The sequence below is a fragment of the Solilutibacter silvestris genome, assembly GCF_050574925.1.
GTDB lineage: Bacteria > Pseudomonadota > Gammaproteobacteria > Xanthomonadales > Xanthomonadaceae > Solilutibacter > Solilutibacter silvestris_A.
Genome location: NZ_JBCMOO010000003.1, coordinates 402720 through 423749 on the forward strand (window position 1 = coordinate 402720; position 21030 = coordinate 423749).

Genomic DNA, 21030 nt, shown 5'->3' on the forward strand with positions numbered 1-21030 from the left:
GGGAAGCGGAAGCATGTGGTACGTGATCGAAGGCCATGACGGCGACAACGTCCTGGCCCAGCGCATGGAGCAACGTCCGGCGCACCTGGCGCGCCTGCGCGCCTTGCTCGACGAAGGCAGGCTGCTGATCGCCGGGCCGTGCCCTGCAATCGATACCGAGGATCCGGGTCCGGCCGGCTTCAGCGGCAGCGTGGTGATCGCCGAGTTCGCGTCGCTGGAAGACGCGCGCGCCTGGGCCGATGCCGATCCGTACACGTCCGCCGGCGTCTACACGCGGGTTGACGTGCGGCCGTTCCGCAAAGCGCTGCCATGAGCAACGAGACACGCATCGCAACGATCCGCGCCGCGCTGGAAACGGCGTTCAATCCCGAAGCGCTCGAGATCATCGACGACAGCGCGCGCCATGCCGGCCATGCCGGCGCCCGCGACGGGCGCGGTCATTTCAAGGTGAAGATCGTTGCAGGCGCATTCGCCGGGCAGGGGCTGTTGGTGCGCCATCGCGCGGTGTATGCCGCGCTCGGTACGTTGATGGAGACCGATATCCATGCCTTGCAGATCGAGGCAAAACTGCCCGGAGAACAATGACGGATGGCGTGCTTGGCAAACGCCGGCCTCGTCGATGTACGATTGTAAGCGTTTACATTCCCTACATCGGAAGCTCCTCATGTCCCGTGTCGTGATTCCTTCGCTTGTTGCATTCGGGTTGCTGCTGCCGGGATACGCCAGCGCCGCCGAATGCAGTGCATCGGCAACGCCGGAACGACAGAAGGCGGCCATCCATACCCTGATGTCACGCATGACGCTGGCCGAGAAACTCGGGCAACTCAACCAGCTCGGTCGCCAGGCCGTTGCGACCGGCGTGGTCGGTTCGCAGGCGCAGGCGGGGGATGACGTGATCGTCGCCGGCGGCGTCGGTTCTTTCCTCGGCGTGCGCGGTGTCGCCGAAACCCGGCGCTTGCAGGAAATCGCGGTGACGCGTTCGCGACTGAAGATACCGTTGCTGTTCGCCGATGACGTGATCCACGGGTATCGCACGGTGTTCCCGGTGCCATTGGCGGAAGCCGGCAGTTTCGATCCGCAGATCGCCGAACGCGATGCCCGCATCGCTGCGATGGAAGCGAGCGCCAGTGGCATCCACTGGACCTTTGCGCCGATGGTCGATATCGGTCGCGACCCGCGCTGGGGCCGCGTGGTTGAAGGTTCCGGCGAGGATCCTTATCTCGGTTCGGTCATGGCGGCGGCGCGCGTCCGCGGTTTCCAGGGACGCGATCTGAAGGCGCACGACAGCCTGCTGGCAACGGCAAAACATTTCGTCGCCTACGGCGCGGCGGAAGGTGGCCGCGACTACAACATCGCTTCGATGTCGCCGCAGACCCTGCACGACGTGTACCTGCCGCCATTCAAGGCGGCGGTCGACGCCGGCGCGGGATCGATCATGGCCGCGTTCAACGAACTCGATGGCACGCCAATGCACGCCAACGGCGCGTTGATCGACGGCCTGTTGCGCAAACAGTGGCGCTGGAACGGCCTGGTCGTCAGCGACTGGGCCGGCGTCAAGGAACTGATCGCGCATGGCGTCGCGGCCAATCCCGGCGATGCCGGCGAACGCGGACTGCGCGCTGGCGTGGACGTGGACATGGTGGGCGAAATCTATTCCGGAGCATTGCCGCAGCGGGTGTCCTCCGGGCACCTGCCGATTGCCGTGGTCGATGCGGCGGTGGAACGCGTACTGGTGGCCAAATGCCGGCTCGGGTTGTTCGATGATCCCTACCATGGCGCCGATGCGGCGCGCGAGCGTGCGTCGCTGGTCACGGCGGAATATCGCGCCGCCGCGCGCGATGCGGGCGGGCGTTCCATCGTGCTGTTGAAGAACGCCAACGACGCGCTGCCGCTGCGCAAGGACATCGGCAAGGTCGCGGTGATCGGTCCGCTGGCCGACGAGCCGTGGGCGATGCTCGGCAACTGGCCCGGTGACGGCAAGCCCGAAGATGCGGTCACGCCACTGGCCGCGTTGAACAAGTCGCTCGGTGAAGGCCGCGTTGCCTACGCGCGCGGCACCGGCCTGCTCGGTGATGATCGATCCGGCTTCGATGCGGCCGTCGCCGCGGCGAAATCTTCCGACGTCGTGCTGTTGTTCGTCGGCGAGGGGCCGGAAATGAGCGCGGAGGCGGCGAGTCGTACTTCGCTCGACCTCCCGGGCAACCAGCAGGCGCTGGCAGAGACCCTCGCGGCGACCGGCAAGCCGGTGATCGCGATCCTGCTCAATGGTCGGCCTCTTTCGATCGGCAAGCTGGCGGACACATCATCGGCGCTGGTCGAAGCCTGGTTCCCGGGCGTAGAGGGCGGCAATGCCATTAGTGACATCCTGTTCGGCGACATCAATCCCGCGGCGCGCCTTGCGATTACGTTCCCTCGCACCGTCGGCCAGGTGCCGATCTACTACGCGCACAGGAACACCGGACGTCCGCCGAGCGCCAACGAGAAATACACCTCGAAGTACATCGATGCACCGTGGACTCCGCTGTATTCCTTCGGCTACGGCCTGAGTTACACCACGTTCCGCTACGACGGCTTGAAGATCGCGTCGCCGCGCATCGCGGCGAATGGGCGACAGAAGGTCAGCGTCACCGTGACCAATTCCGGCAAGCGCGCGGGCGACGAGGTCGTACAGCTGTACCTGCGCGACGAGGTGGCCAGCGTGACGCGGCCGCTGCGCCAGTTGCGTGGATTCCGCCGCATCCATCTCGATGCGGGCGAGAGCCGGGTGGTGGAGTTCGAACTCGGGCGCGAGGACTACGCCTTCCATGATGCGGCGATGCACAAAGTCGTGGAACCCGGACGTTTCGACGTATTCATCGGTGGCAGTTCCGAAGCCACCTTGTCCGGTTCTTTCGAGGTGATAGCGGGGCGTTAAACCGACCCCGCAGTCAGCTTCCACAATACCTGCACGCATTGCTGCAACGCGCAATCGAAAGTTGCAACGAAGTCTTTACATTCGCGTTTGTAAACGTTTACATTCGATTCAACTCGAGGTTTCGGCGGGGTTGGACGAACGGAATGACGGTCACCATCAAGGACATCGCGCTGCGTGCCAGGGTCTCCGTGGCGACCGTGTCCCGTGCCCTCAACGGGCACGACAACGTGACTCCGGCAGCGCGGGCCAAGGTCCTGAAGGTGGCCGAGGAGATGCGCTACCAGCCGCATCACGCCGCACGCAGCCTGAGCAGCCGGCGCACCCATACCGTCGGAGTGGTACTGCCGGACTTCGAGGGTGAATTCTTCTCCGAACTGATCCACGGCATCGAGCGCGAGGCGCGCGCCCAACGCCACCAACTGCTGGTTTCGAGCAGCCATCCCGACCCGAAGGCGCAGCAGCAGGTCTTGCAGGCGATGCGTGGCCGGGTCGATGGCCTGCTGATCATGTCGCCGCAGGTCGATACCGGCGAGCAGTTGATCGAAGACCTGACCGGGTTGCCAACGGTGCTGATCAACAGCCATTTGTCGGCGTGCGCGGAATTGCCGGCGGTCAACGTCGACAACTACACCGGCGCCCGCGCGATCGTCGCGCACCTGGTCGAATGCGGTTACCGCCGGATCGCCTTCATCGCCGGTCCCGAGGACAACTTCGAAGCGCGCGAACGCCAGCATGCCTATGTCGATGGCGTGCGCGAAGCGCTGCCTTCGGCGACGCCCTGGATCATTCCCGGCGATTTCACCGTGACCCGCGGACACGAGGCCGGCGAATACATCGCCGGATTGACGGAACGTCCGGATGCGGTGTTCGCCGCCAACGACCAGATGGCGCTCGGCTGCCTGTTTGCATTCGCGCGCAAAGGCGTGAGCGTGCCCGACGACATCGCGCTGGCCGGATTCGATGACATTCCTTTGTCGTCCTGCACCTATCCGCGCCTGACCACGGTGAGCGCGGACATCGTCGAACTCGGTGCGCGGGCGATGCGTCGCCTGCTGGCGCCCGAAGGCGACCACATCGACCTGGTCGTTCCGAAACTGGTCATTCGCGAATCGACCCGCGACCTGCGAGACGTCGCAGCCCACGAAATCCCCCGTGCCCTCCATCAACCCGCACCATGAGGTAAGTCTCATGAAGAACGAACAATCACGATCCTCCCACTCCCGCCTGCAACGCAGGTTGCTGACTGTCGCGTTGTGTACCTGCCTCGGTGCGATGTCGACGCCGACGCTTGCGCAGTCGTCGAATGCAACCTTGCGCGGCAAGGCGCCGCCCGGGGCGCAAATCACCGCGACCAACACGGCCACGGGGGCGACCCGCAAGATCAGCGCCAATGCCGATGGGTCTTACGCACTGGTCGGCCTGACGCCCGGCACCTATCGCGTTGAAGCGGCAGGGGGCGCCGCACAGACCGTGACGTTGGCGGTGGCGACTTCGGTCAACCTCAATCTCGCCGGTGGCGCGGCCGCAGCGCCGGCAGGCGAACTGGGCAAGGTGACGGTGACGGGGACGCTGGTCGAAAGAAAGACTTCGGAGGTGGGCAAGAACATCTCGCTGAAGCAGATCAACACGGTGCCGCAGCTGACGCGCAACTTCCTCGAGTTCGCCGACACCGTGCCGGGCATGCAGTTCACCACCGACGCTTCGGGGCACAGCGACATTCGTGGTGGCGCGCAACAGACTTCGGCGGTCAACGTCTACATCGACGGTGTGGGGCAGAAGAGCTATCTGTTCGGTGGCGTGTCGGGCCAGCAGCAGAGCGCCGGCAACCCGTTCCCGCAGCTCGCCATCGGCGAGTACAAGGTCGTCTCTTCGAACTACAAGGCAGAATTCGACCAGGTCGGTTCGGCGGCGATCATTGCCCAGACCAAGTCCGGCGGCAACCAGTTCCATGGCGAGGTGTTCGGTCGCTATACCAGTTCGAACTGGCGCGATCGCTCGACAGCGGAAGAGGCGCCGGGCAAGGACAAGCTCAAGACGCACCAGAACGAATACGGCTTCGCACTGGGCGGTCCGATCATCAAGGACAAGATGCACTTCTTCGTGAGTTACGAAGGCAAGCGCTTCGTGCTGCCGGCCGATCCGGTGGCCGTTCCCTCCAACTTCTCCAGCTATGCGCAATACCTTCCGCAGCGCGTGCAGGACCAGTTCGGCCCGGTCTCGCGCCCGTTCAAGGAAGACCTCTACTTCGGGAAGATCGACTGGTCGGTCGGTGACAACGACAAGCTGGAGTTTTCCGCGAAGATCCGCAAGGAGGACAGTCGCGACAGCGTCGGTGGCCTGACCACGGCGCGCGCCGCCAAGAACAACGCGAACCGCGAAAACCGCTACGACCTGCGCTGGGAGCATTACGGCGATTCGTATCTGAACGAGGCGAGGTTCACCTACGAAGACGTGTTGTTCAATCCGACCGCCTACAGCTTTGGCGGCCAGTCGGTCTACACCGCGAAGCAGAACGAAAACGACGTCCTGATCTTCGACGACGCGACCAGCGGGCTTGCGATCCAGCGCAAGGGCCAGAAGGGTCCGGCGTTCCAGGACGACCTGACCTTCAACCGCATCGACTGGCACGGCAGCCATGTCATCAAGGTCGGCTTCAAGTACAAGCAGGTCGACCTGACCCAGAGCGAGAACTCCACGGCCAACCCGTCGTTCTATTACATGGTCAACAACGGCAGCGTTGCCGGCGTGCCAACCGGCACCAGCACCATTCCGTACGAGGTCAAGTTCAACCGGCCGTTCGTCGGCGGCACGCCCTCGGTGACGACCAAGGACAAGCAGTACGGTTTCTACATCCAGGACGACTGGGATGTCACCGACCGCCTGCAGTTGAACCTGGGCGTGCGTTGGGATTACGAAAAGGTGCCCTCGTACACCAACTTCGTCACCCCGCCGGAAGTCGTGGCGGCGTTGAACGGGCCAGATACCACCACGGGTGCGCCTGCAGGCCAGACCTATCGGCAATCGCTGGCGAAGGGCGGCATCAACATCGATGACTACATCGGCAACGGCCACAACCGCAAGCCGTCCAAGGGCAACTGGGCGCCGCGCCTGGGCTTCTCCTACGACATCACCGGCGACGAAAGGCTGGTGCTGTTCGGTGGTGCCGGTCGCAGCTACGACCGCAACCTGTACGACTACATGGGCCTGGAACAGGTCAAGTCGGCGCTGTCCAGCTACACCGTCAAGTTCATCGAGGCAGGCGCCTGCACCACGCCGACCTTGGGCACCTGCGCCAACTGGAACCCGAGTTACCTGAGCGGCGGCAGCGCGGGGTTGGCGGGTCTGGTCCAGCCCGGCACGCGCAATGGCGAAATCGACTTGATGAACAACAAGTTGAAGACGCCGTATTCGGACCAGTATTCGCTGGGCCTGCGCGCCAAGCTGGGTGAGTGGAATACGTCGGCGACGGTGTCGAAGATCATCAGCAAGGATGGCTTCGTCTTCACCTTGGGCAACCGCTACCCGAATGGCGCCTTCTTCGGCACGCCATCGTGGGGCGGCATCGCCCAGCCGTGGGAGCACAGTCCGCCGGGCTTTGGTGCCTTGATCCTGGGCGACAACGGCATCGAGACCCGTACCGCTCAGTTCATGCTGTCGGCGGAAAAGCCCTATACCAAGTCTTCGGGCTGGGGCGTGACGGTGGCTTATACCTACTCGCACGCGAGCGGCAACCGTGGCGGTGACGAGCATTACTCGTTCGATGCCGCGACCATCGGCGATTACCCGTTCATTCCGTTGAAAGCCGTGCCGGTGCATCGCCTGGTCGCAACCGCCATCTATGACTTGCCATGGGGGCTGACCGCCTCGGGCAAGCTGACCTTGTCGACACCGCCGCCGCAGAACGAAGTGGCGGATGGGTGGGCCGGCTCGGGCGGTCTTCCAATACCGACGGCGTTCGACGGGAAGGGCGCATATGGCGTGAAAGAGCTCGATCTGTCCTTGTCCAAGGACATCAAGCTCTACAAGGGCCTGACCATGCAGATTCGCGGCGACCTGATCAATGCGTTCAACTGGGCCAATCGCAGCCAATACGATTGGGATGGCTGGGTCAACGGTCAGCCGAACAATCTTCGCCTCAGGCAATATGGCAACCAGTACACTCCGCCGCGTACGCTGTTCATGAGCATGCGGGTGTTCTTCTGATCTTCGCAAGAAGCAGCAAGTCGACAAGGCCCGCGCAAGCGGGTCTTGTCTTTCGGAGCGTGTGATGAGCGAAAGCGCGATTGGCGACATCGTTGTTGTGGGCGGGGGCGCGGCCGGCTGGATGGCCGCCGCCGCGCTGGCGAGGCATCTCGGCAAGCACCGCAGGATCCACCTGGTGGAGTCCGACGAGATCGGCATCGTCGGCGTGGGCGAAGCCACCGTTCCGCACATCCGCACCTTCAACGCGGAAGTGCTGGGCTTGGACGAGGCGGATTTCGTCAAGTCCACCCAGGGCACGTTCAAGCTCGGCATCCAGTTCCGCGACTGGGCGCGCATCGGCGACAGCTACTACCACGGCTTCGGTTCGGTGGGACAGGACCTTGGCCCTCTGCCGTTCCATCAATACTGGTTGCGCGCTCGCGGGGCAGGGCGTGCGCAAGCCTATTGCCATTACGGCCTGCAATCGGAAGCGGCCGAGCAAGGGCGTTTCATGCCGCCAGCCAGCGATGTGCCGGCAACCTCGCCGTTGGCCAATATCGCCTATGCCTACCACTTCGATGCTGCGTCCTACGCGAAGTATCTGCGGGGGTATGCCGAAAAGCTGGGCGTGATCCGGCACGAAGGCAAGATCGTGCAGGTGTCGCAACGACCAGACGACGGATTCATCGACGCGGTGGTGCTGGAGAGCGGCGAGCGTATCGCCGGCGATCTGTTCATCGATTGCTCGGGATTCCGCGGTTTGCTGATCGAGCAGACCTTGAAGGCCGGCTACGAAGACTGGAGCCACTGGCTACCCTGCGATCGCGCGCTGGCCGTTCCTTGCGCCACGACCGGGGCACCAACGCCGTACACGCGCTGCACGGCGCGGCCTGCCGGCTGGCAGTGGCGGATACCCCTGCAGCATCGCGTCGGCAATGGCTACGTGTACAGCAGCCGTTTCGTCAGCGACGACGATGCTGCCGCGACCCTGCTGGCCAATCTGGATGGAAAGGCGCTGGCCGAGCCGAGGCCGCTGCGCTTCATCGCCGGCAAGCGCAGGAAATTCTGGGACAAGAACGTCGTGGCGGTCGGACTGGCCAGTGGCTTCATGGAGCCGCTGGAATCGACCAGCATTCACTTGATCCAGATGAGCATCGTGCGCCTGATCGACATGTTCCCGGATGCGGGTTTCGACCCGTTGCTGGTCGAACGCTACAATCGTGCGGTCGATTTCGACTACGACCACATCCGCGACTTCATCATCCTGCACTACAAGGCGACCGAACGCGACGACACGCCGTTCTGGAATCATTGCCGCACCATGCCCGTTCCGGACAGCCTGCAAGAGAACATCGACCTGTTCCGTCGTTCCGGTCGCTTCTATCGCAATGGCGAGGAGTTCTTCGCCCTGCAGAGTTGGGTGCAGGTGATGCTCGGGCAACGCATCGTGCCCGAGGTCTGCCATCCCATCGTTGACCAGATGCCGGAAGAAGAGGTGTTCCAGTTCGTCGAACACGTCCGCAAGGTGATCGCGGCCTGTGCGCAGGCCATGCCCCCGCACCAGGCGTTCATCGATCGCCATTGCAAGGCCGCTGCGATGGCGTGAGCGATCACGCCATCGTCACCACTACCAGCGCGCGATCAACGTCGCGAACGGTTTGCCGATGCGGATGCCATCCGCGTCGAATTCCGTGACCGGTTTGCCATCGACCGTCACGCTTGAAGGCTTGCGCCGGTTCGGCCAATGCAGGCGCAACACCGTACCGGCGACGAGTCCGCGGCCGAGTTCGACGTGCAATTCGCCGTTGCGTTCGCGCGCCGCCATCGTCAACGCGCCATAGGCGGTTGGCAAGCCGTCGATGCGCAGGCCATCGCCCGAGAGCCAGGCCGGCGGCGCGCCGGGCAGCAGTTCGAGTTCGTTGTCGCCTTCGTGCATCAGCATGCCGAACAGGGCGCGCGCATATTCGGAACCGATCCACGTGTGCGGCATGTCGCCGAGGTAGATCGCGTGGCGCAAATCCGAATAGACGACTTCGGCCAGGACCTGCCAGGGCAGTGGCCGGCGATGGCCGAGGAAACGCATCAGCAGTTCGTTCGCCGCCTGCGGTTGATCGAGGTGCACATAGGTCAGCACGTTGCGCAGTTCGTACGGCGTGTATGCGTACAGCGCGTCGGGCGCGTCGCGCTTGCGCACGTCGTCGAGATAGCGCGCGAACGTGCCGCGCAGCGCATCGGCCGGCATCACGTCCTGCTGGCCGGCCGGATCCAGGCCGATCGATACGCTGGTCGGGTCGCCATCGCCCATGTCCGCCGAAGCGGGAATGAAGTCGGCGCCCTTCCACTGCATCGTCGCGTGGATCGATGCCGCGACCGATTCGCGCAACGCGGCGTATTGCGCCTGCGCCCATTTCGCGCCTTCGCGATCGCCCCATTGTTGCAGCAGCCATGCCCCGTCGTGCCAGCCTTTCAACGCCCAGTAGTCGTCCCAGTAACTGTGCGTCGGCGTCGGGTAGCCTTCGTGGCTGATCGATGGCGCGATGATGCCGCGGAAACGTTCCGGCGCCGGCTTGTCCTTCTGGTAGCCCTCGACCAGCGTGCGTTCGCGCAGCGTCTGCAAGAAGCGTAGTGCCTGCGTGACCTGCTGTTGATGATTGCGGACGCTGTTCGCGCCACCGTCGAGCCGCGCGATCTCGGCGATGAGCCAGACGAACTCGCCCTGGCTGTCGTATTCGATGTCGGAACCGAACCCGGTGTTGACCGTGCCGTCGTCGTTGAGGATCGGCGAGACAAGTCCGTTTTCATGCACCGCGTGCGCGGCATACCAGTCGGCGTAGTCGCGCGCCGTCTTCGGCATGCCCATGCGCAGCAGAATCGCTGCCGTGGCCGCACCGTCGCGGATGAAGGCGCGGTTGTAGTTGCGCGGCCCGGCCTGCATCGCCTTGCCACTCTGGTTCAACAGCATGTATGCGGCCTGCGCGCGCAGCATGTCGACCAGCGAGCGATCGGGCAGTTCGAGTCCGATCCGTCCCAGGCGCTGCTGCCATTGCTTTGCGACTTCGTCTGCGAGACGGTCGAATGCCGCGCCATCGAACGACTCCGGCAGCGCAGGCGCATCCGGCAGCGGCTGCTTTTCCGTGTCGATGCGACGATCGCCGAGGGCGAACGCGAGCACAAAGTCGCGGTGTGTATTCGGTGCGAGATCGACGTGCCAGCTCTGCATTGCCGCGGCGAGCCCCGCATCGTCGTGCGCCTGCATCTGCGCCGGTGCGATTCCATCCCCGGCAAAGCGGGTGATTTCACCTTCGCCGTGTGCACCGAATGCCGATGCGCCTTTCGCATCGGGCTGCGCGGTGCGATACAGCACGCGACCGTTGACGCGCACCGCGTCGCCTTCCAGCGCGATGTCGCGGATTGGCGCCAGGCCACCGTTCTGCCATGGCGGACTCGTTTGCATCGGGCGTGTCAGCAGCGAGAACGTGCCGCCAATCGCGACCTTGCCGGTATTGCTCAGCCGATGCCGCACCAGCACCACCGGCGCGCCGTTGCGTTCGATCGCGATCGCTTCGCTGGTGAGCCGCAATCCGCCCTGCGGAGACCAGTCGAGGCTTGGCATCGGCATCCAGCCGTCACGCAGGCGATGCTCGATCGGTGTCGCGGATGTCGCCGCGACCGCCTTGCCCGAGGCATCGCGCCACATCGGCTGTACCAGCGGCGCGCCTTTCCACGCTTCCACGTTGCCGTATTCGTCGAATACCGCCTTTTGCCGGCCAGCCGGAATGCCGACCACGGTCCAGTACACCTGCTGTTCGTGCAAGGAAGACGGAAACAGCGCAGCGTTGCGCTTGGCTGCAGCGAGCTGGTAACGCTTCATCGGCGTCATCGCCTGCTTGGGGCCAAGCAGTTGCAGGCGTTTCACACTGACCGGTCTTCCGACCGCGGTCGCGCTCAATCTCAATGCCGTGAACGTGCGCGGCGTGGCCGTGGCGAGGAATGCGGTTTCGCCAAACGCATCCGGATCGTCAGCCAGCGTCGACCACAGGCCTTGCGCGTCGCGTCCTTCCAGCCGGACCGATTTCGGCGCATCGCCCCAGGACACCTCGAGTCCCGCAAGCGGCAGTGGGCGCGGCAGATCGATCATCAGTTCCTGCGTGGCGGCATCGCGTTTCGGCAATGCACGCGGTGGCGACATGCCGGAGGAGGGCAGCCACAGCGCATCGCCATCACGTAGCGACAACTTCGGCGCTTCGCTTTGCGCGAGGGGCTGGAACTCGAAGATCGACACGCCCCAATCCGCCGTGCGCGCCGGGGCGGCGAGGCGCACGTAACGCGCATGCACCGTCGGGAAGACTTCGTACTCGATGCCACCCTTGTTGTCGCTGGTCTCGAACGCGGTGCGCCAATGCTGCGCATCGTCCGACACCTGGATCGAGTACGCGCGGGCTCCACCCCATTCCCACTGGATTTCCACGCCACCTATCGCTGTGCTGCGACCCAGATCGACCTGGAACCAGTTGCCCGGCGAAAACCCGCCGCCCCAGCGCGTCTTCGGATCGCCGTCGATGGCGAACGCCGCGGACATTCCCGGCGCTTCCGCAGACGACGCTGTTGCCTTCCATTGCGCGCGAGGCGGAAGCCCGTCGTTGCCCGCACATGCGAATGTGGCGTGCAACAGCAGCGCGGAGGACAGCAGCAATCGCGTGAACTTCATGAGTGACTCCATCGTCCGAAAACGTACCGTCGAGAATTGATGCAACGCACAACAGAAGCCTGCGGAAAACTCTTTGCAATCGAAATTGTAAACGCTTACATTCGATTCAATTCTGCATCAAGGCCGGGTTGGAAAGGTGAGAAAAAGCTTGGGTAGGCGCAAAGGAAAACTGGCTTTGACCGGCCTGCTCGTGATGTGCGCCGGGGTGGCGTCCGCGATGCCAAGGCCGCCTTCGCATCGCGGGCCGGCTGACACCCACGCCGTTCCTGCACTGGTCGACGACCTCCAGCACCGGACCTTCGATTTCTTCGCGGAGCGCGCCGATCCCGCCAGCGGCCTGATTCCGGATCGCTGGCCCAGCCCATCGTTTTCCAGCATCGCGGCGGTGGGCTTCGGCCTGACCAGTTACGGCGTCGGCGTCGAGCGCGGCTGGATGACGCGCCAGGAAGCCGCACGGCGCACCTTGCTGACGTTGCGTTTCTTCGATCGCGCGAAGCAGGGGGATGATGCCAACGGCGTTTCCGGCACCCACGGCTTTTTCTATCACTTCCTGGAAATGTCCGACGGCACGCGCTCGGCCCAGTGCGAACTGTCATCCGTCGATACGGCATGGCTGCTCGCCGGTGCGCTGTTCGCGCAAAGCTATTTCGATCGCGACAACGCCAGCGAACGCGAGATCCGCCAGTTGGCGGAACGCCTCTACCGGCGCGCCGACTGGACCTGGCTGCAGGTGCGCAAACCGCTGATCTCGATGGGCTGGAAGCCGGAAAGCGGCTTCATCCACAGCGATTGGGAAGGCTACAACGAAGCTTTGATGGTCTATGTGCTGGCGCTGGCGTCACCGACGCATCCGGTGCAACGCGATGCCTACGATGCCTGGACGAAGACCTACAACGTGAGTTGGGGCGAGTTCCAGGGCCAGACGTATTTGAGCTTTCCGCCGTTGTTCGGACATCAATTCAGCCATATCTGGATCGATTTCCGCGGCATCCGCGACGACTGGTCGCGCACGGCGGGCATCGACTATTTCGAAAACAGCCGGCGTGCCACGCTGGCGCATCGCGCCTATGCCATCGCCAATCCGATGGGCTGGCGCGGCTATGGTGCCGATGTCTGGGGGCTGACGCCTTCCGACGGGCCGGCCGATGTCGCGCTGACGATCGATGGCGTGAAGCGGCAATTCCATACCTATACCGCGCGTGGCGTCGGTCGCGAATACAGCCTTGACGACGGCACCATCGCGCCGACCGCAGCTGTAGGGTCGATGCCGTTCGCGCCGGAAGTCGTGATCCCGGCGATCGAGGCGATGCACGCGCGCTACGGCAAGGCGATCTACGGACGCTACGGCTTCTTCGATGCGTTCAATCCGACCATGACCGATACTTCCGTGAAACTGCAGCATGGGCATATCGTCGATGGCGTGTGGGTTGATCGCGACTATCTCGGCCTCGACCAGGGACCGATCGTGCTGATGACGGAAAACCATCGCAGCGGATTCATCTGGAAGGTGATGCGGCGCAATCCGCACATCATCCGTGGCCTGAAGCGCGCGGGGTTCACCGGAGGCTGGCTGGCGGGCGCGCGGGGATGACCGGCCTGTTGCGCCGGGTGTTGGCGATGTCGTTGCTGGTGCTTGCCGCGTGCAGCCGCACCGACGACCGCCGCCATGTCGTGCGCTTCTGGGCGATGGGGCAGGAAGGCGAGGCGGTGGCGAAACTGTTGCCGGAATTCGAGCGCATGCATCCGGGCATCCGCGTCGATCTGCAGCAGGTACCGTGGACCGCGGCGCACGAGAAGCTGCTCACGGCGTTCGCAGGCGATGCGCTGCCGGACGTGGTGCCGCTGGGCACGACGTGGATCCCGGAGTTCGAGGCGCTGGATGCGCTGGCGCCGCTGGATGCGCGCATCGCTGCATCCTCCCTCGACAGCAACGATTTTTTTGCCGGCTCCTGGGACACCGGACGCATCGACGGCAAGACCTGGGCCGTGCCGTGGTATGCGGAAACGCGCCTGCCGTACCAGCGGCGCGACATGCTGCAGGACGCAGGCGTGACATCCATGCCGCAAAACTGGGACGAATGGCTGGCCGCCATGGCCGCGGTGAAGAAGAAGCAGGGCGGCGACAAGTACGCCATTCTGCTGCCGACCAACGAGTTCGAGCCGTTGCTCAATCTCGCCATCCAGCAACAGGACCCCTTGCTGCGCGACGAAGGACGCTACGGCAATTTCCGCAGCGCCGGTTTCAAGCGCACGTTGGCGTTCTACAAGAAGATGTTCGATGCCGGCTATGCGCCGCGACTCGACAATACCCGCATCTCGAATGTCTGGGACGAATTCGGCAACGGCTTGTTCGCGTACTACATCAGTGGACCGTGGAATATTTCCGAATTCCGCAAGCGATTGCCGCGTTCGCTCGACGGCGCCTGGGGCACGATGCCGCTGCCGGGCCCAGAGGGCCCCGGTCGTTCGATCATGGGTGGAACCAGCTTCGTGGTCTTCCGTTCCTCGAAACGACAGGACGATGCCTGGGCGCTGGTGCAGTGGCTGTCGCAGCCGGCGCAGCAGATGCGATTGCATGAACTGACCGGCGACCTGCCGTCGCGGCGTTCGGCCTGGGTGGTGCCGACATTGGCGAACGATCCGATGATGAAAGTGTTCCGCGAGCAGATGGAACGCGCGGTGCCGCCTCCCAAGGTGCCGGAGTGGGAGCGCATCGCCCAGGAGATGCGCATCGTCGGCGAGCAGGTGGCGCAAGGGAAGGCGGACGTGGATGCGGCGGCGGCCGACCTCGATCGCCGCACCGATGCCATCCTCGCCAAACGGCGCTGGATGCTCGACCACAAGCGCATGCAGGTGACGCAATGAACGCGCGGTTTGCCGGCTGGATGTTCGTCGCACCGGCGCTGATCGTGATCGGCCTGTTCTTCCTGCTGCCTGTGCTTGCCGGACTGGCGTTGAGTTTCACCGACTTCGACATCTACGCGCTTGCGGACCACCACAACCTGCGCGTGGTTGGATTGCGCAATTACTGGTCGCTGCTGCACACGCCGCTGTTCTGGAAATCGCTGGGCAACACCTTCTACTTCGTGCTGGTCGGCGTGCCGCTGTCGGTCGCGGCATCGCTGGGCGCAGCGCTGTTGCTGCACGCGAAAACCGCGCGCTTCAAGCCATTCTTCCGCACCGCGTTCTTCGCGCCCGTGGTCACGACCATCGTGGCGGTCGCGGTGATCTGGCGCTATCTGTTCCATACCCGCTACGGCATGGTGAATTCCGGACTCTCGGCGCTGGGCATCGATCCGATCGACTGGCTGGGATCGCCGGCCTGGTCAATGCCGACCATCATCCTGTTCGCGGTGTGGAAGAACTTCGGCTACAACATGATCATCTTCCTGGCCGGATTGCAGGCGATTCCGGAAGATCTCTACGAAGCGGCGCGCATCGATGGCGCCTCGACCTGGAAACAGTTCCGCCATGTCACCTTGCCGACGCTGGGTCCGATCCTGGTGCTGGTCGGCATCCTGACCATGGCCGGTTACTTCCAGCTGTTCGCCGAACCGTACGTGATGACGCAGGGCGGGCCGTTGCAGAGCACCGAGAGCGTGCTCTATTTCATGTACGAGGAAGGCTTCAAGTGGTGGAACCTTGGCAACGCGTCGGCGGTCGCCTTCCTGCTGTTCCTGATCATGAGTGCCTGCACCGGCGGCCTGCTGTGGCTGGCGCGTCGTCGTGGAGCGGAAGCATGAATTCGCGCGCTTCGACCACGGTCATGGTCAACCTGTTGTTGGTGATGATCGCCGCGCTCAGCCTCGGCCCGTTGCTGTGGATGCTGTCGGTCTCGTTCATGCAACCGGGCGAGGCCAGCCATTTCCCCGCGCCATGGCTGCCGTCGGCGCCGACGCTGCAAAACTACCGGCAATTGTTCGAACGCTCCGGCATGGGGCGCCATTTCTTCAACAGCCTGGTCATCGCCACCGGCGTGATGGTGTCGTCGGTGCTGGTCAACACCTTGGCCGGTTATGCCTTCGCCAAGCTGCGTTCGCGCGGTCGCGACAAGGTGTTCCGGGCGATGCTGGCGGCCCTGGTGATCCCGGCGCAGGTGGCGATGATGCCGCTGTTCCTGCTGCTCAAGGAAATGGGTCTGGTGAACACCTGGATCGGGGCGATGGTGCCGGGACTGGCGGGCATCTTCGGCATCTACCTGGTGCGGCAATACGCGCGGTCGATTCCCGACGAACTGCTGGAAGCCGCGCGCATCGATGGCGCCGGCGAGTGGCGGATCTTCTGGCAGATCGTGCTTCCGGTACTGAAGCCGATCCTGGTCGCGCTGGGGATCTTCAGTTTCCTCGGCGCATGGAACGATTTCATGTGGCCGTTGATCGTGCTGGGCGACCAGTCGTTGCAGACCTTGCCGGTCGCGTTGGCGTCGCTGTCGCGCGAACACGTGCAGGACAACGAACTGATGATGGCGGGCGCAGTGGTGACCATCCTGCCGGTGCTGGTGCTGTTCCTGATGCTGCAGCGCTACTACATCCAGGGCTTGCTGGTCGGGAGCGTGAAGGGGTGAGCGTCCATGCTCGCGCGCCACTGGCGCGCATGGATGCGAACGCCCGGCCACGGATGGCCGGGCAGGACGATTCGAAGCGATGGCGTATCGCCACGGAAGGCTTCGAGAAAAAATGCGAAGCGAAATGACTTGAACACGATCTGCAAATTGGTGCTTGGTTTCCTGTTGATGCTTGCCGTAGCCGGTGCGTCCGCCACCGATCGCCAGGTACTCGATGATTTTCGCGATCTTTCGACTTGGAGCGCGGTCGCTTCCGACGGCGTTTCCGCGAAGATCAGGCAAGTCGACGGTCCGTCGGGCAAGGCGCTATGCCTCGATTACGATTTCCGCGGACGTTCCGGCTATGCAGTCGCGAAACGGGTATTGCCGTTGCGATATCCGGCCAACTACGCCTTCGACCTGCAATGGCGCGGCAAGGGGCCGGCCAACAACATCGAGTTCAAGTTCGGCGATGCCTCCGGCGACAATGTCTGGTGGTCGCGCAAGCCATCCATCGAATTGCCGCCGGCATGGGCACCGCTGCGCATCCGCAAGCGCCAGATCGATTTCGCTTGGGGGCCGGCCAGCGATCACACGCTGAAGGAAAGCGCATCGCTCGAATTGACGGTGAGTGCGGCCAAGGGCGGGGCGGGCGAGGCCTGCATCGCCGACCTCGGTTTCCGCGAACTGCCGCCGGTGGGCGCACCCGGCCCGATATCTGCGAGTGCCGATACTTCCCCGGCAGACGGCGTCGCCTCCAATGCGGTGGATGGCGATCCGAAAACCGCGTGGCGTGCGTCTTCCGGCGCACATGCGTTGCGGCTTGATTTCGGTGCGATGCGCGAATTCGGCGGATTGCGATTGCAGTGGCTGCCGGGATTGCATGCGACCGATTACGCCGTCGATCTGTCCGAGGACGGTCGTCAATGGCAACTCGCGCATGAAGTGCATGGAGGGGATGGCGGTGTCGATCTGTTGTCCCTGCCGGAATCCGAAGTGCGATACCTGCGCTTGCGCGTTTTGCACAGTGCGACGGCAAAGGGATATGCGCTGGCGGACGCGGCGTTGCAGCCACTGGCCATGGGCGAAAACAGGACCGCATTCCTCCTGGCCGTGGCGAAAGAGGATCGGCGCGGACTGTGGCCTCGCGGCTTCTCCGGCGAGCAGCCGTACTGGACGTTGCTCGGCATCAGCGGCGGGCATCAGCACGGATTGATGGGCGAAGACGGCGCGGTCGAACTTGCGCGCGGCGATGCCAGCATCGAACCCTTCGTGCTTGATGACGGCAAGCTGGTCACCTGGGCCGACGTGAAGACATCGCAGTCGCTGCAGGACGGGGCACTGCCGATCCCCAGCGTGCGCTGGACGCATCCGCGCTGGACGCTCGACATCACCAGTTTCGGCGATGGGAACCCGGGCGCGTCGCGACTGGTCACGCGATATCGCCTGCACAACACCACGGCGAAACCGCAGAAGCTGGCGCTGGCGCTGGCGGTGCGGCCGATGCAGGTCAATCCGCCCCGGCAGTTCCTGAGCACGCCCGGCGGCCATGCACCGATCCACGCATTGTCTTTGCGCGACCGCGAGATCGTGCTCGACGGCAAGGCACGCGTGGGGTTGTCGCAGGTGCCTGACAGCGCATTCGCGGGGAGTTTCGACGGTGGCGAAGGCGCGCAGCGCCTCGAACGCGGAGAGGATTCCGGCGCGCGCTCGGTCGAGGATACGGACGGATTGGTATCGGGCGCGGTGATCTATCGGGTGACATTGAAGCCGGGCGAAACCCGGGAGATCGATTGGGCGGCGCCACTGGAGGGCGGCGCTACCGCACTCGCGCCGGGCCAGGCCGAACAGGCGCAGCAACGGATGGCCGCCCGCTGGCGCGACATGCTCGGTCGCGTCCGCATCGACGTGCCGGCCGATGGTCGCCATCTCGCCGACAGCGTGAAGACCGCGCTGGCGTGGATGCTGATTTCGCGCGATGGTCCGCGCCTGCAGCCGGGCACGCGCTCGTACGCACGCTCTTGGATCCGCGACGGCGCGATGATCGGCGATGTCCTGCTGGCATTCGGGCACGACGACGCGGTGACCGACTACCTGCGCTGGTACGCGCCGTACCAGTTCGACAATGGCAAGGTACCGTGCTGCGTCGACGAGCGCGGCAGCGATCCGGTACCCGAGAACGACAGCCATGGCGAACTGATCCATGCCGTCGCCCAGCACTATCGCTACACACAAGACAGGAAAATGCTGGAGTCGATGTGGCCGCATGTGCGCGCTGCCGTCGCCTACATGGACGCATTGCGCAGGGAGAACGACGCCAAGGCGGATGCGATCGCCAATCCGGCATTGCGCGGATTGATGCCGGCCTCGATCAGCCACGAAGGCTATTCGGCCAAGCCCGTGCATTCCTATTGGGACGATGCCTGGGCACTGCGCGGCTATCGCGACGCCGTCGACATCGCCGGTTGGCTGGGCCATGCCGAGGAAAAATCGCGTTATGCGCAGGCCGGGGATGACTTCGAGCGCGCCTTCCTCGCATCCATTCGCCTGGCTACCGAACAGCACAAGATCGATTTCATTCCCGGCTCGGCGGAGCTGGGCGATTTCGATGCGACGTCGACCTCGGTGCTGCTGACCTTCGCGGGATTGCAGGACAAGCTGCCACAGCCATTGCTCGACAACACCTTCCGGCAATACTGGTCGCGATTCGAGCAACGCCGCGATGGCCGACTCGAATGGAAGGACTACACGCCCTACGAGTTGCGGGTGGTGGGCACCTTCGTGCGATTGGGTTGGCGCGAACGCGCCAACGATGCGATGCGCTGGTTCCTGTCGCAGCAACAACCGCCGCAGTGGAACCAGTGGGCAGAGGTCGTCTCGCGCACGCCGCGCGTACCGTTCTTCGTCGGCGACTTGCCGCATGCCTGGGTCGAGTCGGAGGCCGCACGATCGGCAGTCGAGATGTTCGCTTACGACAACGATGCCGGGGCGATGGTCATTGCCGCCGGCATTCCACCGTCATGGCTGCGAGGGCGCGGCGTCGGCATCCATGGCTTGCAGACGCCATGGGGAACCTTGGGTTACGCGTTCGCGCAACGCGGCGATCGCCTGTCGCTGGCATTCGACGGCGATGCGAAACCGTCGCGTGGCTTCCTGCTGCCGTGGCCGCTCAAGGACCGCAAACCCGGCGTGGCGCGCATCGATGGCCGTGCCGCGCACTGGCAAGATGGAACGCTGGCGATTCCCGCCAGTGCCCGCAAGGTCGAGATCGAAATCGCTCAGTAGGGCAGCGGTTCCGCCAGCGAGGCGCCGTTGGTCGCGACGACCTTCGAGTAGTAGCGGGCACTGTCCTTGGGCGTGCGTTCCAGCGTGCCGTAATTGACGTGGACGATGCCGAAGCGCTTCGAATAGCCGAGCGACCATTCGAGGTTGTCGAGCAGCGACCACACCATGTAGCCGCGGATGTCGCAGCCGGCCTCGATGGCATGGCCGATCGCGCTGATGTGTTTCTGCAGGTAGTCGATGCGCAAGGGATCGCGCACGCGGCCGCCTTCGGCCGTCGGCGGATCGAAGAAGGCGGCGCCGTTCTCGGTGATGTAGGTCGGGATGTTGCCGTAGCGTTCCTTCGACCACAGCAGCAGGTCCGTCAATCCCTGCGGGAACACTTCCCAGCCGGTTTCGGTATAGGTGCCGAGTGGCTGCTTCACCACCGCGGTATCCAGCGGATAACTGGTCGCGTCCTTGGTGACGCTGCGGGTGTAGTAGTTGATGCCGATGAAGTCGAGCTTCTGCTTGATCAGTTCGAAATCCTCGGCCGGCCATTCCGGCCAGGCGTCGCCGAAGATCTGCTTGAGTTCCGGTGGATAACGGCCGAGCAACGCGGCATCCAGGTATTGTTCGTTCATGTAGGCATGCGCGCGCTTCACCGCCGCCGCGTCTTCCGCCGAATCGCTGGCCGGATACTTCGGTTCGATGTTCACCACCAGCCCGATCTCGTGCTTGCCGCTGGCGCGATAGGCCTGCACCGCCGCGCCGTGCGCGCGCATCAGGTTGTGGGTGGCGATCGGCGTCTCGTACTTGCTGCGATGTCCCGGCGCCAGCGCGCCGTGCAGGTAGCCGCCATCGGTGACGACCCACGGTTCATTCAAAGTCACCCATTTCTTGACGCGGCCGTCGAGCGCGCGATAGAGCACGTCGCCGTATTCGGCGAACCAGTGGGCGATGTCGCGATTGAGCCAGCCGCCGCGGTCGTCGAGCGCCGCCGGCAGGTCCCAGTGGTACAGGGTGAGCAGGGGCTCGATGTCGTTCGCCAGCAATTCGTCGACCAGCCGCGAATAGAAATCGAGACCGGCCTGGTTCACCCGTCCGGTGCCCTCGGGAAGGATGCGCGACCACGAGGTGCTGAAGCGGTAGGCCTTCAGCCCGAGCTCGCGCATCAGGGCGACGTCCTGCTTCCAGCGATGGTAGTGGTCGCAGGCGATGTCGCCGTTGTCGCCATTCAGGGTCATTCCGGGCGTGTGCGCGAAACGCGTCCAGATGCTCGGGCCGGCGCCATCGGCCAGGGGATAGCCTTCGATCTGGTGGGCGGCGGTGGCGGATCCCCACAGGAAGCCGTCGGGGAAGCGGGGGCTCTGGGCTTGGTTCATCGGCATGGCGGAGCACTGTGTAAGCGGTTACATTGCA

General features: G+C 64.2%; 13 protein-coding genes. 11 read left to right on the forward strand and 2 right to left on the reverse strand.

The window, feature by feature from the left end:
* The first annotated feature begins 13 nt into the window (after positions 1-13).
* From ABE093_RS08705 to ABE093_RS08730, 6 genes are all read left to right on the forward strand, one after another.
* A complete protein-coding gene (locus ABE093_RS08705; protein WP_430760475.1) occupies positions 14-313 on the forward strand; it encodes a YciI family protein in 300 nt (99 codons plus the stop codon).
* Positions 310-585: a BolA family protein gene (locus tag ABE093_RS08710; protein WP_430760476.1), complete on the forward strand. Its 276-nt coding sequence runs from the start codon at positions 310-312 to the stop codon at positions 583-585. The genes ABE093_RS08705 and ABE093_RS08710 overlap by 4 nt, the downstream gene beginning before the upstream one ends.
* A gap of 79 nt (positions 586-664) precedes the next feature.
* Positions 665-2914: a beta-glucosidase BglX gene (bglX, locus tag ABE093_RS08715; RefSeq protein ID WP_430760477.1), complete on the forward strand. Its 2250-nt coding sequence runs from the start codon at positions 665-667 to the stop codon at positions 2912-2914.
* Positions 2915-3057: 143 nt separating this feature from the next.
* On the forward strand, positions 3058-4092 hold the full coding sequence (locus ABE093_RS08720; RefSeq protein ID WP_430760478.1) for a LacI family DNA-binding transcriptional regulator: 1035 nt from the start codon (positions 3058-3060) through the stop codon (positions 4090-4092).
* 10 nt (positions 4093-4102) lie between these two features.
* Positions 4103-7117, forward strand: a complete 3015-nt coding sequence (locus ABE093_RS08725) for a TonB-dependent receptor (protein WP_430760479.1) — start codon at positions 4103-4105, stop codon at positions 7115-7117.
* 64 nt (positions 7118-7181) lie between these two features.
* Positions 7182-8702: a tryptophan halogenase family protein gene (locus ABE093_RS08730; RefSeq protein WP_430760480.1), complete on the forward strand. Its 1521-nt coding sequence runs from the start codon at positions 7182-7184 to the stop codon at positions 8700-8702.
* 21 nt (positions 8703-8723) lie between these two features.
* On the opposite strand, the gene ABE093_RS08735 is transcribed toward ABE093_RS08730, so the two are convergent.
* Positions 8724-11804 (reverse strand): discoidin domain-containing protein, encoded by a 3081-nt coding sequence (locus ABE093_RS08735; protein WP_430760481.1) that lies wholly within the window; start codon positions 11802-11804, stop codon positions 8724-8726.
* A 217-nt stretch (positions 11805-12021) separates the two neighbouring features.
* On the opposite strand from ABE093_RS08735, the gene ABE093_RS08740 reads away from it, so the two are divergent.
* From ABE093_RS08740 to ABE093_RS08760, 5 genes are all read left to right on the forward strand, one after another.
* On the forward strand, positions 12022-13395 hold the full coding sequence (locus tag ABE093_RS08740; protein ID WP_430760482.1) for a glucoamylase family protein: 1374 nt from the start codon (positions 12022-12024) through the stop codon (positions 13393-13395).
* A complete protein-coding gene (locus ABE093_RS08745) occupies positions 13392-14669 on the forward strand; it encodes a sugar ABC transporter substrate-binding protein (protein WP_430760483.1) in 1278 nt (425 codons plus the stop codon). The genes ABE093_RS08740 and ABE093_RS08745 overlap by 4 nt, the downstream gene beginning before the upstream one ends.
* Entirely contained in the window at positions 14666-15547 is an 882-nt protein-coding gene (locus ABE093_RS08750) for a carbohydrate ABC transporter permease (protein ID WP_430760484.1), read from the forward strand. The genes ABE093_RS08745 and ABE093_RS08750 overlap by 4 nt, the downstream gene beginning before the upstream one ends.
* Complete coding sequence (locus ABE093_RS08755) at positions 15544-16368, forward strand: carbohydrate ABC transporter permease (RefSeq protein WP_430760485.1); 825 nt, start codon at positions 15544-15546, stop codon at positions 16366-16368. Before ABE093_RS08750 ends, ABE093_RS08755 begins: the two co-directional genes overlap by 4 nt.
* A gap of 168 nt (positions 16369-16536) precedes the next feature.
* Positions 16537-19632: a discoidin domain-containing protein gene (locus ABE093_RS08760; protein WP_430760638.1), complete on the forward strand. Its 3096-nt coding sequence runs from the start codon at positions 16537-16539 to the stop codon at positions 19630-19632.
* On the opposite strand, the gene ABE093_RS08765 is transcribed toward ABE093_RS08760, so the two are convergent.
* The gene (locus tag ABE093_RS08765; protein ID WP_430760486.1) at positions 19626-20993 is read right to left on the reverse strand and encodes a GH1 family beta-glucosidase; all 1368 of its coding nucleotides are present in this window, start codon (positions 20991-20993) and stop codon (positions 19626-19628) included. The genes ABE093_RS08760 and ABE093_RS08765 overlap by 7 nt on opposite strands.
* Positions 20994-21030: the final 37 nt, after the last annotated feature.

Excerpts from the sequence above, each read along its gene's own strand:
- ABE093_RS08705 (WP_430760475.1), top strand. The coding sequence starts at position 14 with ATGTGGTACGTGATCGAAGGCCATGACGGCGACAACGTCCTGGCCCAG.
- ABE093_RS08710 (WP_430760476.1), top strand. The coding sequence starts at position 310 with ATGAGCAACGAGACACGCATCGCAACGATCCGCGCCGCGCTGGAAACG.
- bglX (WP_430760477.1), top strand. The coding sequence starts at position 665 with ATGTCCCGTGTCGTGATTCCTTCGCTTGTTGCATTCGGGTTGCTGCTG.
- ABE093_RS08720 (WP_430760478.1), top strand. The coding sequence starts at position 3,058 with ATGACGGTCACCATCAAGGACATCGCGCTGCGTGCCAGGGTCTCCGTG.
- ABE093_RS08725 (WP_430760479.1), top strand. The coding sequence starts at position 4,103 with ATGAAGAACGAACAATCACGATCCTCCCACTCCCGCCTGCAACGCAGG.
- ABE093_RS08730 (WP_430760480.1), top strand. The coding sequence starts at position 7,182 with ATGAGCGAAAGCGCGATTGGCGACATCGTTGTTGTGGGCGGGGGCGCG.
- ABE093_RS08735 (WP_430760481.1), bottom strand. The coding sequence starts at position 11,804 with ATGAAGTTCACGCGATTGCTGCTGTCCTCCGCGCTGCTGTTGCACGCC.
- ABE093_RS08740 (WP_430760482.1), top strand. The coding sequence starts at position 12,022 with ATGCCAAGGCCGCCTTCGCATCGCGGGCCGGCTGACACCCACGCCGTT.
- ABE093_RS08745 (WP_430760483.1), top strand. The coding sequence starts at position 13,392 with ATGACCGGCCTGTTGCGCCGGGTGTTGGCGATGTCGTTGCTGGTGCTT.
- ABE093_RS08750 (WP_430760484.1), top strand. The coding sequence starts at position 14,666 with ATGAACGCGCGGTTTGCCGGCTGGATGTTCGTCGCACCGGCGCTGATC.
- ABE093_RS08755 (WP_430760485.1), top strand. The coding sequence starts at position 15,544 with ATGAATTCGCGCGCTTCGACCACGGTCATGGTCAACCTGTTGTTGGTG.
- ABE093_RS08760 (WP_430760638.1), top strand. The coding sequence starts at position 16,537 with ATGCTTGCCGTAGCCGGTGCGTCCGCCACCGATCGCCAGGTACTCGAT.
- ABE093_RS08765 (WP_430760486.1), bottom strand. The coding sequence starts at position 20,993 with ATGAACCAAGCCCAGAGCCCCCGCTTCCCCGACGGCTTCCTGTGGGGA.